At 70.4% G+C, this 16,352-nt stretch carries 10 protein-coding genes; 3 read left to right on the top strand and 7 right to left on the bottom strand.

Going from position 1 to position 16,352, the window contains the following annotated elements; genetic code table 11:
- Nucleotides 1-112: 112 nt before the first annotated feature.
- On the bottom strand, nt 113-4,402 hold the full coding sequence (locus J7E97_RS05080; protein WP_215022758.1) for a discoidin domain-containing protein: 4,290 nt from the start codon (nt 4,400-4,402) through the stop codon (nt 113-115).
- Nucleotides 4,403-4,616: 214 nt separating this feature from the next.
- Between J7E97_RS05080 and J7E97_RS05085 the strand changes: the two genes are divergently transcribed.
- Together J7E97_RS05085 and J7E97_RS05090 are read left to right on the top strand one after the other, a co-directional pair.
- Nucleotides 4,617-6,233 carry a sensor histidine kinase gene (locus J7E97_RS05085; RefSeq protein WP_215022760.1) on the top strand — a complete coding sequence of 539 codons (1,617 nt, stop codon included), beginning with the start codon at nt 4,617-4,619 and terminating at the stop codon, nt 6,231-6,233.
- A complete protein-coding gene (locus tag J7E97_RS05090; protein ID WP_215022762.1) occupies nt 6,230-6,964 on the top strand; it encodes a response regulator in 735 nt (244 codons plus the stop codon). Before J7E97_RS05085 ends, J7E97_RS05090 begins: the two co-directional genes overlap by 4 nt.
- A 42-nt stretch (nt 6,965-7,006) precedes the next feature.
- On the opposite strand, the gene J7E97_RS05095 is transcribed toward J7E97_RS05090, so the two are convergent.
- The 3 genes from J7E97_RS05095 to J7E97_RS05105 all read right to left on the bottom strand — a co-directional run bounded on the left by J7E97_RS05095 (nt 7,007) and on the right by J7E97_RS05105 (nt 11,450).
- Nucleotides 7,007-8,599: a cation acetate symporter gene (locus J7E97_RS05095; protein WP_215022763.1), complete on the bottom strand. Its 1,593-nt coding sequence runs from the start codon at nt 8,597-8,599 to the stop codon at nt 7,007-7,009.
- Nucleotides 8,596-9,144, bottom strand: a complete 549-nt coding sequence (locus tag J7E97_RS05100; RefSeq protein ID WP_215022765.1) for a DUF485 domain-containing protein — start codon at nt 9,142-9,144, stop codon at nt 8,596-8,598. Before J7E97_RS05100 ends, J7E97_RS05095 begins: the two co-directional genes overlap by 4 nt.
- A 185-nt stretch (nt 9,145-9,329) precedes the next feature.
- Nucleotides 9,330-11,450 (bottom strand): type IIA DNA topoisomerase subunit B, encoded by a 2,121-nt coding sequence (locus tag J7E97_RS05105; RefSeq protein ID WP_215022767.1) that lies wholly within the window; start codon nt 11,448-11,450, stop codon nt 9,330-9,332.
- Between the two features lie 446 nt (nt 11,451-11,896).
- Between J7E97_RS05105 and J7E97_RS05110 the strand changes: the two genes are divergently transcribed.
- A complete protein-coding gene (locus J7E97_RS05110; RefSeq protein WP_215022769.1) occupies nt 11,897-12,133 on the top strand; it encodes a hypothetical protein in 237 nt (78 codons plus the stop codon).
- A gap of 131 nt (nt 12,134-12,264) precedes the next feature.
- On the opposite strand, the gene J7E97_RS05115 is transcribed toward J7E97_RS05110, so the two are convergent.
- From J7E97_RS05115 to J7E97_RS05125, 3 genes are all read right to left on the bottom strand, one after another.
- Nucleotides 12,265-13,224, bottom strand: a complete 960-nt coding sequence (locus tag J7E97_RS05115; protein WP_215022771.1) for a trypsin-like serine protease — start codon at nt 13,222-13,224, stop codon at nt 12,265-12,267.
- Between the two features lie 109 nt (nt 13,225-13,333).
- Nucleotides 13,334-14,938, bottom strand: coding sequence for an RNA polymerase sigma factor (locus J7E97_RS05120; protein WP_215022773.1), 1,605 nt, complete (start codon nt 14,936-14,938; stop codon nt 13,334-13,336).
- A gap of 427 nt (nt 14,939-15,365) precedes the next feature.
- The gene (locus J7E97_RS05125; RefSeq protein ID WP_251053864.1) at nt 15,366-16,232 is read right to left on the bottom strand and encodes a FadR/GntR family transcriptional regulator; all 867 of its coding nucleotides are present in this window, start codon (nt 16,230-16,232) and stop codon (nt 15,366-15,368) included.
- Nucleotides 16,233-16,352 lie beyond the last annotated feature (120 nt).

The following is a 16,352-nucleotide window of genomic DNA, read 5'->3' on the forward strand; positions in this document are numbered from 1 at the left end:
ACAGCCAGTTTGGCCCATCGGAATCCGGCGCGGAACCCCTGTGACCCCCTCTGTACCGCACAAGGGGGCGGCGGGGCGCCCCCAAAGGGGTGCCCCGCCGCCCCGCCGCCCGCTACGGCAGCTGGTTGATCCTGAACGTCGAGGTCGTGTTGCGCACGTCCACGGCGTTGTCGCTCATCTTCAGGTTGTGGATGGTGACCTCACCCACCGCCGGACCCTGCCCTGCCTCGGGCATCTCGTTCACCCAGAGACCGAACCCGGACTTGGCGTCGTAGGCGTCGCCACTCTTCTTCGCCCCGGTGACGGTGATGTCCCTCAGGATGGTGTCCTTGATGGGATTGACCGGCTGGCCGCCGACGTACTGCGTCTGGAACATGATTCCGCTGTACGTCGGGTCGATGATGTCGACGTTGTTGATCCGGATCCCCTGGAACACCTTGGAAGCCGAGAAGATCCAGATTCCGGGGAAGGTCTGCGAACCCCAGAAGTGGCCGCCGGACCGGACGATCGAGATGTTCTCGAAGGTCGTCGGGTCGGTCCCGAACCCGTTCATCGGATACCCGAAGTCCAGCGAGCTGATGGTGATGCCCGAGTAGACGAGGGTGTCGGCGATGTAGACGTTGCGGAAGGTGTTGTTGAAGCCGCCGTAGACGGCTACACCGGCCGCGCGCCACGTCAGGATCGTGGTCAGGTTCTCGTAGACGTTGTTCTTCATGTCCGCGCCGCCCGCGTCGATCGCGGAGAACAGCACGAAGCTGTCGTCACCCGTGGAGCGCGCCTCGTTGTTGGCGACGAGGTTGTCCGTGCTGCCGTTGGTCATGTTGATGCCGTCGGCGAAGGTGTCGCGGATCCGCGAGTTCTGGAGGGTGATGCGGTCGGTGTTGGCACCCCAGTAGAGGCACACCGTGTGTTCGTTCCAGATGTTGTCGATGGTCATGTCCGTGACGTTCGAGAAGTCGAAGACCTTGCCCGGACCGTCGATGCGCGAGGTGTAGTTGCCGAAGTAGGCGAAGCCCGAGAAGGACGAGCCCTTCGCGGTGCCCTCCGCGCGCCAGCCGATGTCCGTGTTGTCCTGCGAGGCAGGGGCGTGGAAGCGGGTGAACCACGGTCCGGCCCCGGCGACCTGCACGGCCTTGCCGTACACCTGGAACTTGCTCGCCGTCTCGTACTCGCCCGGCGGCAGGTAGACGCCCACGAGCTTGCCCGTGGTGTCCATGCGGACCTTGTCCAGGGCGTTCTGCACGTCCTGGTGGGTGAATCCGGCGGGCACCGTGTACGTCGCCGGGTCGGGGTTGGGGATCACCGTGGCCTGTTCCAGGCTCACGAAGTCGATCGCGTAGGTGGAGGTGTTGGCCGCGTCCTTCTGGAGGCGGATCTTGCTGCCCTGCGGGACGGTCTCGCCGAGGAGGATGTTGGCCTCGTCGTAGATGTGCCGCGGGGCGCCCGCGCCCGGCGAGTTGCCCGGACCGGCCTCGGCTCCGTAGAGCCAGGCGTACTTCGAGGTCAGCGGCAGGGCCTTCTTGAGGACGCCGTTGACGTAGACGTTGATGGTGGAGTCGATGCCGCCGCCGCCCGGGGCGTCGGGGATCGAGAAGCGGGTCACCAGGGTGTTGGTCGCGGCCCGGGTGGTGAATTCGACGTACTCGCCCGTCGCGTCGAGGTTCACGGCCTTGCGGCCCGAGGCCTCGCCGGCGATGTCGCCGATGGTGCGGTTGGGGCCGACGACATTGGCTCCGGCGCCGACCACGCCGTCCTCCGCCTCGTACATGTCGAACGGCATGTTCGCCCCGCGGCCGACGAAGAAGGGCTTGGTGGTGGTGTTGTTGGCGCGCTTGACCGGCAGTTCGTTGGCGTCGTCGGCGAGGACCACCTTGACGGTGTACTTGCCGTTGGCCGCGGTCCAGTTGCCGAGTGCGATCGGGGCCGTCGAGGCACCGGCCGCGAGCGCGCCGCCGAAGGAGCCCGTCAGGGTGCGGACCGTGGCGCCGGCCGCGTCCTGCAGGGTGAGGGTGACGTTGTGCGTGCCCGTCGCGGCGGCCACGGTGCCCTGGTTCTTGACGGTGACGCTGAACGCCACCGACTGGCCGGCGGACGGGGCGCTGGGCGACCAGCCGACGGACGAGGCGATCAGGTCCGAGCTGTCGACCGGGCGGACCACCAGCGGGGAGCCGCTGAAGGTGTTGTTGGTTTCGTTCTGCTCGACGACGGTGTTCGCCTCGTCGACGATCGCGCTCAGCGGGTACGAACCGGCGTCGCGCGGACCGATGCCCGCGGTGACGGTCGCCGCGGCGCCGGCGGCCAGCGCGGGCACGCTGGCGGTGGCGATCTTCGAGCCGCCGAGCCGGAAGGAGACGGCGGTCGCGGCGGCCGGGGCGGGGCCGGTGTTCTTGACGGTGGCGGACAGGGTGACGGAGTCCGACTCGACGGGGGCCGCCGGGCTGGCGCTCAGGGCGGTGACCTGCAGGTCCGGGTTGGGCGCCGGGACGCCGATGACCTGGAACTCCGCGATCTGGCCGTTGGAGGAGCCCGTGTTGGAGGTGAAGCGCAGCTGCACGTCCGCGAGCCGGGCGCTCAGCGGGATGGTGACGGTGTTGGATCCGGCGGCCGGGTTGAAGACGTAGTCCTTGGCGGCGACCAGGCTGGTGACGCCCGAGGCGCCCTGCTCCCGGCCGAGGACCTGGATGTTCTGGGTCCGGGTGCCCCAGCTGCTGTCCGGGTTGAGCTTGAGGACCAGGCGGTCGATGTCGGCGTTGGCGCCGAGGGCGACGGTCAGGGTGCTCGGGTAGGCGCCGCCGGCGCCCTCCCAGTAGGTGGCGGTGCTGTTGTCGTTGGCGTTCTCCGCGACGAAGGTGTGGATCACGGAGGAGCCGGTGATCGGCTTGCCGACGGCCAGGTTGGAGCCGCCGCCTCCGCTGCCGTTGCGCGTGACGGAATTGCTGTCGCCGGAGCGGTTGCCCGCCGCGTCCTTGGCGCGGACGAAGTAGCTGACGGTGGCGGTGGCCGGCTGGGTGTCGGTGTGGGTGGTCACGTTGCCGGCGACCGTGGTGAGCAGGACGTTGTTGGCGAAGACCTCGTAGCCGGTGACGGCGACGTTGTCGGTGGAGGGCTGCCAGGTCAGCTTGACCTGGCCGGCGGCCGGCTCGGTGAGGGCCAGGGAGCCCGGGACGGTCGGTGCCTGGGTGTCACCGGTGTTCCCGGCCCGGGTGACGCTGTTGCTGTTCCCCGACTGGTTCCCGGCCGCGTCCTTGGCGCGGACGTAGTAGGTCACGCTCGCGTCGGCGGGCTGGGTGTCGGTGTAGGCGGTGACGCCGCCGGCGACGCTGGTGCGCAGCTGGTTGTTGGCGTAGACGTCGTAGCCGGTGACACCGGTGTTGTCGGTGGCGGCGTTCCAGGTGAGCTTGATCTGGCCGGTGGCGGGCTCGGTGTAGGCGAGCGCGGTCGGGGCGGTCGGCGGCTGGGTGTCGCCGGTGGTCGGGCCGTAGATCTCCAGCTCCGAGAGCTGCCCGCCGGGCTGTACGGAGTTCTGCGATATCCATACGCGCAGGTAGCGGGTGGTGGTGGCGTCGAAGGTGAGGGTCACCGCGCCCCCGCCGGCGGCGTTGAAGTCGTAGGTCTTGGACGCGGTCAGGTCCGTGTGGTCCGTGCCGTTGGCGCTGCCCTGGATCTTGAGCGTCTGGGTGCGTGGCCCCCAGTTCTCGGGCAGCTTCAGGACCACGCGGTCCACGCGGACGGAGGAGCCGAGGTCGGCCTGGAGCCACTGGGGCATGGCGTTGTGGGCGCTCTCCCAGTAGCTGGCCGTGTTCCCGTCGTTGGCGTTGCCGGGGACGTAGACCTGGGTGTTGCTGCTCGCGGTGAGGGTCTTGCCGAGGGCCAGGTTGCTCCCGGACTCGCCGGGGGCGCGGACCTCGAGCTCGGAGAGCTGGGCGGCCTGCCAGCCTGTGTTGGCGGTGACGTTGATCCGCACGTACCGGGTCTGCGTGGCGGGGAAGCCGATGGCGACCACGTTCCCGCCGCCCTGGGCGAAGGTGTACGCCGCCGAGCCGACCAGGGTGCTGTAGCTGGTGCCGTCGGCGCTGCCCTGGACGGACAGGGTCTGGTCGCGGCTCTCCCAGCCGGCGGGGAGCTTGAGTACCACCTGATCGACACGTGTGGTGGCTCCGAGGTCGGTCTGCACCCATTGCGGGAAGGTGCTTGCGGCGCTCTCCCAGTACGTGGACTGGTTGCCGTCGGTGATGTTGGCGGCCGTGTAGCCGCCGTTGGTACTGCTCGCGTCGGCGGGGCGGCCCGCCGAGACGCTCGGTCCGCCGGCGGCCACGGCGGTGAGAGCGGGCCAGCCCAGCATCAACAGGGCCGTGCTGATCAAGGCGGCCAGCGTCCGCCATCTCCAGGTGTGCCTTCTCATATGTCCTCGTCCCTCGACATGAACTTTCTGAACCATGGGAGATAGGAATTTGCGGTGTGCGATGCGAGAATTGCAGAGCCCTGCCGAGTCGTCTACATCTCTGACCGCGCTTTCATGCCGACATCACTTGCGCAATCTGGACGCAAGGAACGCAAGCCATTTGCGTGCATGAGGGAATTCCGCTTACGCCCGAACCGCCCTACCGTTCCTACTCATGCGGTTCTTTCACGTGGGCGATCGGCGCCTCGGGCTGCCCCGGCGGGCCGTCTCCCAAATCCTGCTGACCCAGCTGGCCATCGCCGCCGGGGTCCTCGTCCTGGCCACGGGCCTCTTCCTGGCCCCGCTGAGCGCCCAGCTCGACGACCAGGCCATGCGCCGCGCCCTGGCCATTGCCCAGAGCGCGGCGGCCGATCCCTCGCTCGCCGCCGACCTCCTCGGCTCGGATCCGTCACCCGACGGACCGGTCCAGGCCTCCGCCGAGCGGATCCGCCGGGCCACGGGCGCCGAGTACGTGGTCGTCGTCGACCCGCACGGGATCCGCCGCTCACACCCGAGCCCCGACCGCATCGGCCAGCCCGTCTCCACCGACCCCGGGGACGCCCTGGCCGGCCGCGAGGTCATGGAGATCGACGAAGGCACCCTGGGCCGCTCCGCGCGCGGCAAGGTCCCGCTGCTCGCCGCCGACGGCGAGATCGTCGGCGCCGTCTCGGTCGGCATCGCCTACGACAGCGTCCAGGGCCGGCTGCTCGGCGCCATCCCGGGCCTGTTCGCGTACGCGGGCGGCGCCCTGGCGGCCGGTGCGCTCGCCGCCTACCTCCTCTCCCGCCGGATCCAGCGCCAGACCCGCGACCTGGCCTTCTCCGATATCGCGGGCCTGCTCGCCGAACGCGAGGCCATGCTGCACTCCATCCGCGAAGGCGTGATCGCCCTCGACCCGGGCGGCCGGATCCGGCTCGTCAACGACGAGGCGGCCCGGCTGCTGGGCCTCGACCCCGACTCCGCCGGCGCGGTCGCCGGGCGCCCGCTGGACGACGTACTCGGCGCGGGCCGCACCACCGACGTCCTCGCCGGCCGGGTCACCGGCCGCGACCTGCTCACCGTCCAGGGCCCCCGGGTCCTGGTCGCCAACCGGATGCCCACCGAGGACGGCGGGGCCGTGGCCACCCTGCGCGACCGCACCGAGCTGGAGCACCTGGGACGCGAGCTCGCTTCCACCAAAGGCCTGATCGACGCCCTGCGCGCGCAGGACCACGAGCACGCCAACCGTCTCCACACCCTCCTCGGCCTGCTGGAACTGGGGCTGCACGAGGAGGCCGTGGAGTTCGTAACTGAGGTCGTCGGAGTGCACCGCAGCACCGCCGAACAGGTCACCGAGAAGGTCCACGACCCGCTGCTCGCCGCCCTGCTGGTGGGCAAGGCCACGGTCGCGGCCGAACGCGGCGTCCCCCTGCGCCTGGCCGACTCCGCCCTGCTGCCCGACCGCCTCGTCGACCCCGGCGGCCTGGTCACCATCGTCGGCAACCTGGTCGACAACGCGCTCGACGCGGCGGTGGGCTCGCGGGCGCCACTGGTCGAGGTCGACATCCGGGCGGACGGCCGCACGGCGGTGCTGCGGGTCCGCGACAGCGGCCCCGGCATCCCGCCGTCGCGCCGCGAGGAGATCTTCACCGAGGGCTGGTCGACCAAACAGCCCCAGGCCCACCGCGAGCGCGGGCTCGGTCTCGCGCTGGTGCGGCGCCTGGCGGAGCGGCAGGGCGGCACGGTCCGGGCCGGCGAGGCGGCCGACGGAGGCGCGGAGTTCTCCGTCGTGCTCCCGGAGGCCCTGCGATGAACGAGACCCCGGACAGGCCGTCCGGCGCACACGGCGCCCTCCGCGACTTCGACGTGCTGGTCGTCGACGACGACACGCGGGTTGCCCGGATCAACGCGGCGTACGTGGCGAAGGTGCCCGGCTTCCGCGTGTCGGCCCGGGCCCACTCGGCGGCCGAGGCGCTCGCGGTCCTCGACACCCACCCCGTGGACCTGATCCTGCTGGACCACTACCTCCCGGACGAGAACGGCCTCGATCTGGTCCGGCGCCTGCGCGAACGCGGCCAGCACACGGACGTGATCATGGTGACGGCCGCCCGCGATCTGGCCACCGTCCAGGCCGCGATGCGCCTCGGCGCCGTCCAGTACCTGGTCAAGCCGTTCACGTTCGCCGGCCTGCGCGCTCGGCTGGAGGCCTACGGGGCACTACGGCGCACGCTCGACACGGGCGGCGAGGCCGAACAGTCCGAGGTCGACCGGATCTTCGGCGCCCTCGCCGCGGCCGGCACCCCGAACGACCTGCCCAAGGGCCACTCCCCCACCACCGCCGACCTGGTCCGTCAGGTCCTGCGCGAGGCCGAAGGTCCGCTCTCCACCCAGCAGATCGCCGACCGCGCCGGCATCAGCCGCCAGACCGCCCAGCGCTACCTCAAGCTCCTCGACCGCACCGGCCGCGTCACCCTGGCCCTGCGCTACGGCGAAACGGGCCGGCCCGAACACCGCTACGCCTGGCGCCCGCCCGCCACGGGGTGACCCGGCCGGCCGGGCGCTGAGCTGCGCGAGGTCGCCCGGTCCCTACACCGCGCCGGCCCCCGTCAGGGAGCGGACCTCCGTCTCCGCGTGCTTGCGCTCGTCCGGTTCCTCCGCCGAGGTCACCGTCCCCAGCCAGCCCGCCAGGAAACCGAGCGGGATGGACACCAGGCCCGGGTTCTGGAGCGGGAAGTACTGGAAATCGACCCCGGGGAACAGGGATTCCGGACTGCCGGAGACCACCGGAGACAGCGCCACCAACACCACCGCCGGGACCAGGCCCCCGTACACCGACCAGACGGCGCCGCGCGTGGTGAAGCCACGCCAGAACAGCGAGTACAGCAGCACCGGCAGGTTCGCCGAGGCCGCCACCGCGAAGGCCAGCCCTACCAGGAACGCCACGTTCAGGTCCTGCGCGAGCAGCCCCAGTCCGATCGCCACCGCCCCGATCCCGACGGCCGCCACCCTGGCCACCGCCACCTCGCTGCGCTGCCGGGCGTGACGGCGCTTCAGCGAGGCGTACAGGTCGTGCGCGACGGAGGCCGACGAGGCCAGGGTGATCCCCGCGACCACCGCGAGGATGGTGGCGAAGGCGATGGCGGCGACGAAGGCGAACAACACCGCGCCCCCGGTGGATTCGGCGCCGCCGCCCAGGAAGGCCGCGAGCAGCGGAACCGCCGTGTTCCCCGAGGCGTTGGAGGCCTTGACCTGCTCCGGGCCCAGCAGCGCCGCCGCGCCGAAGCCCAGCACGATGGTCATCAGGTAGAAGCCACCGATCAGCGCGATCGCCCACACCACCGACCGGCGGGCCGCCCGCGCCGTCGGCACCGTGTAGAACCGCGACAGGATGTGCGGCAGCCCGGCCGTCCCGAGGACCAGTGCGAGCCCGAGGCTCATGAAGTCGAAGCGGGCCGTCCAGTCGCCGCCGTACTTGAGCCCCGGGCCCAGGAAGCGGTCCCCGTAGCCGCTGCGCTCCGCGGCGCTGCTGAGCAGCTGGTCGAAGTTGCCGTGGAAGCGGACCAGTACCAGCACGGTCAGGGTGATCGCCCCGCCCATGAGCAGCACGGCCTTGACGATCTGGATCCAGGTGGTGGCCCGCATGCCGCCGAAGGACACGTAGATCACCATGAGCGCGCCGACCCCGATCACGGTCAGCGTCCGCGCGACGCGGCCCGAATCGGCGAGCAGCAGGCCCACCAGGCTGCCCGCGCCCACCATCTGCGCGACGAGGTACAGCACGGACACCACGACCGAGGAGGTGCCGGCGGCGATCCGCACCGGCCGCTCGCTCATCCGCGCGGCGACCACGTCGGCGAGGGTGAAGCGGCCGCAGTTGCGGACGAGTTCGGCGACGAGGAAGAGCACGACCAGCCAGGCGACGAGGAAGCCCACCGAGTACAGCAGGCCGTCGTACCCGAAGAGCGCGATCAGGCCGGAGATGCCGAGGAAGGAGGCGGCGGACATGTAGTCGCCGGCGATGGCGAAACCGTTCTCCAGCGGGGAGAACAGCCGGCCGCCCGCGTAGAACTCCTCCGCCGAGCCGTGCCGGTTGCGGCTGACCCACGTGGTGATGCCGAGGGTGACGGCGATGAAGGCGCTGAACAGGATCAGCGCCAGCGTCTGGTGCCCGGTGGTCACCGGCCCGCCCCACGGGCGCGGCCGCGCTCCCCGGATTGCGCCCGGCGGACCTGCTCCTGCTCGAAGACGGTCCAGCGCAGGTCCAGGGCCGCGCGATCGCGCCGCAGCCGCGCGTGCCGGGCGTAGGCCCAGGTCAGCAGGAAGGTGCTGAGGAACTGGCCGAGGCCCGCCAGCAGGGCCACGTTGACGGAGCCGACCACGGGCCGGGCCATCAGGCCGGGCGCCGTGGTGGCCGCGATCACGTAGGCGAGGTACCAGAGGAAGAAGCCGATGGTCGCGGGGACCACGAACCTCCGGTAGCGGCTGCGCACCTCCTGGAAGGCGGCGCTGCGCTGCACTTCGAGGTAGATGTCAGAGGCGCCGAGCGCGTGCCGGCCACCCGGGGAGGAGTGCGGCGGTGACGTTTCCGCACCCTCGCCGGCAGCCCCGCCGGAGCCGTCGACTACGCCGGCACCCGCACCCTCGCCCCATCCGACGGCCAGCGCGTCGTACCAGGGGTCGTCCAGCCGGATCGTTCCGGCATCACGACCTTCGTGCTTGTCCACCGAACTCTCCTTGTCCGCCGCCGCATTGGCCGCGTGCCCACAAGGATGTGCGGGAGATGGGTTTGCGGACTGGCACACCGGTGCTCTTCACTCCATCAGGTGATGGAGTGAAGAGCACCGGTGTGCCAGCACGGCGGAAGTGCCCGGAGTGCCCGTACTCGAAAAGCGCCCGTGCGGCGGACGCGTCAGGCGTCGATCCGCGACCGGTCCAGGGTGGCGGCGGAGCTGGTGATGAACTCCTTGCGCGGGGCCACCTCGTTGCCCATGAGCAGGTCGAAGACCGACTCGGCCGAATCCAGGTCGCCGATGTTGATCCGCCGCAGGGTGCGGAAGCGGGGATCCATGGTGGTCTCCGCCAGCTGGTCCGCGTCCATCTCGCCGAGGCCCTTGTACCGCTGGATCGAGTCCTTGACGCGGATGTTCTTGCGCTGGTACTCCAGCAGGGTCTGGCGGAGCTCGTTGTCCGAGTACGTGTACACGTACTTGTCCTGGCCCTTCTTCGGCTGGACGAGCTCGATCCGGTGGAGCGGCGGCACGGCGGCGAAGACCCGGCCCGCCTCGACCATCGGGCGCATGTAGCGCTGGAAGAGCGTGAGCAGCAGGCAGCGGATGTGCGCGCCGTCCACATCGGCGTCCACGAGCAGGACGATCTTTCCGTACCGGGCGGCGTCGATGTCGAAGGTCCGGCCCGAGCCGGCTCCTATGACCTGGATGATCGCTCCGCACTCGGTGTTCTTGAGCATGTCCGAGACCGAGGACTTCTGGACGTTGAGGATCTTGCCCCGGATGGGCAGGAGAGCCTGGAACTCCGAATTCCGCGCGAGCTTGGCGGTGCCGAGCGCGGAGTCGCCCTCGACGATGAAGAGCTCACTGCGCTCCACGTCGTCGCTGCGGCAGTCGGCCAGCTTCGCGGGCAGCGAAGAGGTCTCCAGCGCCGTCTTGCGACGCTGCGCCTCCTTGTGCTGACGGGCCGCGATGCGGGTCCGGGCGGCCGCGACGATCTTCTCCATCACGGCGCGGGCCTGCTGCTTGTCGTCGCGCTTGGTGGAGGTCAGGAAGGCCTTGAGCTCCTTGGCGACGACGGCCGCGACGATCCGGGTGGCCGCCGAGGTGCCGAGCACCTCCTTGGTCTGGCCCTCGAACTGCGGCTCGGCGAGGCGGACGGTGACGACGGCCGTCATGCCCTCCATCGCGTCGTCCTTGACCACGTCGTCCTCGGCGACGCGCAGCAGCTTCGCCGAGCGCAGCACCTCGTTCACGGTCTTGGTGACCGAGCGCTCGAAGCCGGAGATGTGGGTGCCGCCCTTGGGGGTGGCGATGATGTTCACGAACGACTTGACGTTCGTCTCGTACCCCGTGCCCCAGCGCAGGGCGATGTCCACGCCGAGCTCGCGGGTGACCTCGGTGGCGGTCATGTGGCCGCGGTCGTCGAGGACCGGGACGGTCTCCTTGAAAATGCCGGTGCCGGTCAGGCGCTGGATGTCGCAGGCGGCCTTGTCCTGGGCGAGGTACTCGCAGAACTCGCTGATGCCCCCGTCGAAGCGGAAGGTCTCCTCGGTCTTGCCGGCACCTTCGAGGGCCCGCTCGTCGCGGACGACGATGGTCAGGCCCGGCACCAGGAAAGCCGTCTGGCGGGCGCGCTGATAGAGCGTGTCCAGCGTCAGCTTGGCGTCCTTGAGGAAGATCTGCCGGTCGGCCCAGTACCGGATGCGGGTGCCGGTCTTGCCCCGGGCGACCCGCTTGCCCTTGCGCAGCCCGGTGTCGGGGTCGAAGGGGCTGTCCGGGCCCTGCTCGGTGAACATGCCCGGGACGCCGCGGCGGAAGCTGATCGCGTGCGTGGCGCCGTTGCGGTCGACCTCCACGTCGAGGCGGGCGGAGAGCGCGTTGACCACGGAGGCGCCGACGCCGTGCAGGCCGCCGGAGGCCGCGTACGACCCGCCGCCGAACTTGCCGCCGGCGTGCAGCTTGGTCATGACGACCTCGACGCCGGAGAGGCCGGTCTTGGGCTCGACGTCCACGGGGATGCCGCGGCCGTTGTCCCGGACCTCCACGGAGGCGTCCTCGTGGAGGATGACCTCGATGTGGTCGCAGTAGCCGCCCAGGGCCTCATCGACGGAATTGTCGATGATCTCCCAGAGGCAGTGCATGAGGCCACGGCTGTCGGTGGACCCGATATACATGCCGGGGCGCTTGCGGACGGCCTCGAGGCCCTCGAGGACGAGCAGGTGCCGCGCGGTGTAGTTGGAGCCGTCCCGGTCTGCTCCGGTCAGCAGTGCGCTGGAAGGCACGGACGTGTCGGCGGTCACGCAGTTCGCTCCTCGCTGAATTTCTTTTCTGGCCCGGTCGGGCGCAGTGGTGGCTCGGCTGCCGCTGGAAGGGTACCGAGGCCTGGTAGAGCGGATGCAACGCCACCCCAGCCCCTTCTTCAGCGTAGTGCAGATCCGCACGAGTGTTCGATCCCCCGTGGGGGTGAAGCAAACATCACGTTCCCTTCCGCGCATGAACCATTTAGTGTTCGGGCACGTCCTCATGAACAACCGGCACTCAGCCGGAGAGGGCAGAACTGCTACAAGCGAACGACCTGACAACGCGAAACCGTAAAGCAACGCAATACGGCTCCTTCGCCGCCAACCGGCAGCAGCCGGCCAGCTTCGGAAGGAAGTTTCGAGGAAAAGCCGCGAGCGGGAACGTTTTCGGCCTGGTTGGATGTTGACCCTGGTACGACAGCTCGTCGAGCTAGAGAAGAGGCGACGTGACTACTGTTCTGACACCCGCGACCCCGCTGACGGCCGCTGACCGATGCGACCGTTGTGGCGCCCAGGCATATCTGCGCGTCGTCCTGCTGAGCGGCGGTGAACTGCTCTTCTGCGCCCACCACGGTCGCAAGTTCGAGCCGGAACTCAAGAAGATCGCCGCAGAAATACAGGATGAGACCGAGCGGCTTACGCCCGCTCCGGCGGCCAGTGCCGCCGACCCCGAGGACCGCTGACACAAGGCCTACACCTCGCATCCGACGAGCCAGGACCGGCCAGGCCGGTCGACGGGCGGGACCTCTGAGACCCAGGGGTACCGCCCGTCCTCATGCCCTGCCGCATCCCCTGCCCCGGACCGATGCGGGGCTCAGCGCTTGGGCGCGGGCCGGACCCCGACCGGAAGGCCCCTCCCGGGCCCCTGGGCGGGGCGTACGCCGGCTCCCAGGCTCCCCCGTACATCTGGGCGGGCCCTCTTCCCCCGGGCCGCCTCCGGGCCCCCGGTGGATCCGGCGACGAATCCCATCAGCGGCGCGATCCGCGTGTACACCCCCGGACTGTCCGCGCGCCCGCAGCCGCGCCCCCAGGACACCAGCCCGATCAGCCGGCCCTGGGCCACCAGCGGCCCTCCGCTGTCTCCCTGGCAGGCGTCCTTGCCGCCCTCGCGGGCGCCCGCGCACACCATGGAGTCGGCCCGGTACTGTCCGTCGGTGTCTCCGGGATAGGCGCGCCCGCAGACCTCGTCCGCGAGCACCGTCACCCGGGCCGCCCGCAGCGCGTACGCGTAGTCACCGAATCCGCTCGTGTCGCCCCAGCCGTATACGGCGGCCTCGATCCCGGCCTCGTACGCCGGATGCCCCGTACCGGCCATCGCGAGCACGTGCCCGCTCGGCACGGCTCCGTCCAGCTCCAGTACGGCGAGGTCGCCCGCGTTGCTGGCCGGGTCGTAGCCCGGGTACACCCGGGCGGACCGCACCGCGATCTCCCTGCCCTCGCCCGCGCGCAGCTCCGTACGACCGGTGATCACCCGGAAGTCGGTGACGGAGTCGACCGGGCCTCCCAGGACCTGGCGGCCGAGGCAGTGGGCCGCGGTCAGCACCTTGGACGGGGCGACGAGGACGCCCCCGCAGAACTGCCCGCCCCGCGTACCCCCGAACCGGTCACGGCTGGCGAGAGCCACGACCCACGGAGCATCGGCCACCTTCACCGGCTTCCCGCCGATCACCACGCTGTCCGCTGCGGCCCGCGGGGCCTGGCTCAGCGGCGCCGCCGCCGCTCCCGCCACCAGGGTCAGCGCGCCCGCCAGAACGCGGGCAAAGGGACGACGCATGAGGCCTCCTGACTCCGAGTGTGCATGACTCCACCCAGAGTGGGACGCCCGGTGGCCGCGCGCACCCGCGCGGCCACCTAGCCACGACCTGCGACGAACGCCGCTCCGGTCAGTCCAGGTAGTCGCGCAGCACCTGGGACCGGGAGGGGTGACGGAGCTTCGACATCGTCTTCGACTCGATCTGGCGGATGCGCTCACGGGTGACCCCGTACACCTTGCCGATCTCGTCGAGCGTCTTCGGCTGGCCGTCGGTGAGGCCGAAGCGCATCGAGACCACGCCCGCCTCGCGCTCGCTCAGCGTGTCGAGCACCGAGTGCAGCTGCTCCTGCAGAAGCGTGAAGCTCACCGCGTCGGCCGGGACGACCGCCTCGGAGTCCTCGATGAGGTCGCCGAACTCGCTGTCGCCGTCCTCGCCGAGCGGGGTGTGCAGGGAGATCGGCTCGCGGCCGTACTTCTGGACCTCGATGACCTTCTCGGGGGTCATGTCGAGTTCCTTGGCCAGCTCCTCCGGGGTGGGCTCGCGGCCCAGGTCCTGGAGCATCTGGCGCTGGACGCGGGCCAGCTTGTTGATGACCTCGACCATGTGCACCGGGATGCGGATGGTGCGGGCCTGGTCGGCCATGGCGCGCGTGATCGCCTGGCGGATCCACCACGTGGCGTACGTGGAGAACTTGTAGCCCTTGGTGTAGTCGAACTTCTCGACCGCGCGGATCAGGCCCAGGTTGCCCTCCTGGATCAGGTCCAGGAAGAGCATGCCGCGGCCGGTGTAGCGCTTGGCGAGGGAGACGACGAGGCGGAGGTTGGCCTCCAGCAGGTGGTTCTTGGCGCGCCGGCCGTCCTCGGCGATGATCTCCAGCTCGCGCTTGAGCTTGGGGGCCAGCTTGTCGGAGTTGGCCAGCTTGTCCTCGGCGAAGAGGCCCGCTTCGATGCGCTTGGCGAGCTCGACCTCCTGCTCCGCGTTGAGCAGGGGGACCTTGCCGATCTGCTTGAGGTAGTCCTTGACGGGGTCGGCGGTGGCGCCGGCCACGACGACCTGCTGGGCGGGGGCGTCGTCCTCGTCGTCCGAGATGACGAAGCCCTTGTTCTCCCCGCCCTCCTCTTCCTCGTCGCCCTCGGCCTTCGCCTGGGCGGGGCCGTCTTCCGCGGTCTCGTCGTCGGCGCCCTCGTCCGCGTCCTTCTTGGCGGCGGTCTTCTTCGCCGCCGTCTTCTTCGCCGCGGTCTTCTTGGCGGGTGCGGCCTTCTTGGCTGCCGTCTTCTTCGCCGCGGTCTTCTTGGCGGCGGGTTCGGTCGCGGTCTCCTGCGCGAGGGCGTCGGTGGTCTCCGGGTCCGCCGCCTCAGCCGCCTCAGCCGCCTCCGGGGCCTCAGCCGCCGGAGCCACGGCGGCGGCGGGCGCGGCCGCCGTCTTCTTGGCAACGGGCTCGGTCGCCGTCCGCTTGGCGGGGCTCTTCGCTGCGACGCTCTTGCGGGTGGTGCGCTTGGGCGACTCCGCGGCACTGACCATCAGCGTCACACCCTCTTCCTCGAGGATCTGGTTGAGGCTGCGCAGAACATTCTTCCACTGGGTCGCAGGAATCTGGTCAGCCTCGAAGGCCCGACGCACGTCATCGCCGGCGATCTGCCCCTCGGCCTTGCCCCGCTCGATGAGCGCCATCACAGACTCGGAATCGGCGATCTCCGGCGGGAGCGTACGGGATGTGCTGGCCGACACGAACAACCTCTCGGAACGATGGAAACGGCTTCCGACCCCGGGCCTGGTGGTGCTGGACCGGAGCCGACGACCACCGACTGGGGATGGGCCGGCGGCGCGGGCAGGGGCCGGGGAGCTGCACAGCACCCCCAAGGGCTGCTGTCTTCCCTCCGTCGGCCATCACCTCTTAGGTCATCGCGTGACCTCGCTGAGCGTTACGCCCAATCTTCGTGGCCCGAGTCACACCGCGTTTGATGCCATGCCGGTCATACAGCCATATATGCCAGTCCGGTGTGTCCGAACACGCCCCATTTCGGAGGCCGAACAGCCCGTCCGGGACCCGCGCCGTGCCGCCGGCCCCTCCCCCGGAATCCGCCCGGGGGCACCTCCTGGGCCCGACGGCACGTGGGCGCGATCCATCGCGCAACCCCCGCGTCCGCGCGCGTGGATCCGGTCAGTGCTCGCGCGGGGCCGGGACCACGCGCTCGACCTCCGGATGCACCGTCAGGAGCTGGCGCATCGCGTTCTCCGCGCCGAGCGCGTCCCCGATGGCGAGGGCCTCGAGCATGCGCGCGTGGTGCGCCACGCAGGTTTCGCTGGGGCGGTCACAGGCGGTGATGGGGCTGCCGGAGACCTGGAGGGCGGAGGAGACGATGCCGGAGAGGTGCTCCAGCATGCGGTTGCCGGCTGCCTGGATGAGCAGGGCGTGGAACTCGTGGTCGGCGCGTGCGAAGGTGATCGAATCGCCCTGGCCGAGGGCGTGGCCCATGATCTCGACCATGTCGGCGAGGCGCTGCTGGATCTCCGGGCGGCCGTGGCCGGCGGCAAGGCGCGCGGCGAGGGGTTCGATGGTCCAGCGCAGCTCGCCCAGCTCCCGGCGCTGGTCGTCGCGCTGAGGGCCGAAGGCGCGCCACTCGATGATGTCGGGGTCGAGCAGGTTCCAGTCGGCGACGGGGCGGACCCGGGTGCCGACATTGGGGCGGGCGCTGACGAGGCCCTTGGCCTCGAGGACCCGCAGCGATTCGCGGACGACCGTACGGGAGACCTCGAAGCGCTGGCCGATCTCCTCCGGGACCAGCGGGCGGTCCGCGCCGAGGTCGCCGGAAACGATCATCTGGCCGAGCTGCTGGACGAGTTGGCCGTGCAGGCCACGGCCGCGGCTGCCCGCCGCGCGTCGGCCCACCCGGCCCAACTCGACGTCGGATCCGTCCCAGTGGGGCACTCCGACGCGGTCGGTCCCGGAGGCCTCCGCGAAGGGGTAGCGGTCGAGTTCGCCCGAGCCGGCGAGGCCGGAATCGGCATGGCGGGCGGCGGTCATCATGGTGTGCGCAAGGGTACTCACGAATCCTTTGTCGGCGTCGTTTCCTTGGCCCTTGAGGTCTTTGGTGAAAAGCACACGAAAGGGTGATCGGTGCCACCTACGCAATTGACGACTTATCGC

The sequence above is a fragment of the Streptomyces sp. ISL-66 genome (genome assembly GCF_018614135.1).
GTDB lineage: Bacteria > Actinomycetota > Actinomycetes > Streptomycetales > Streptomycetaceae > Streptomyces.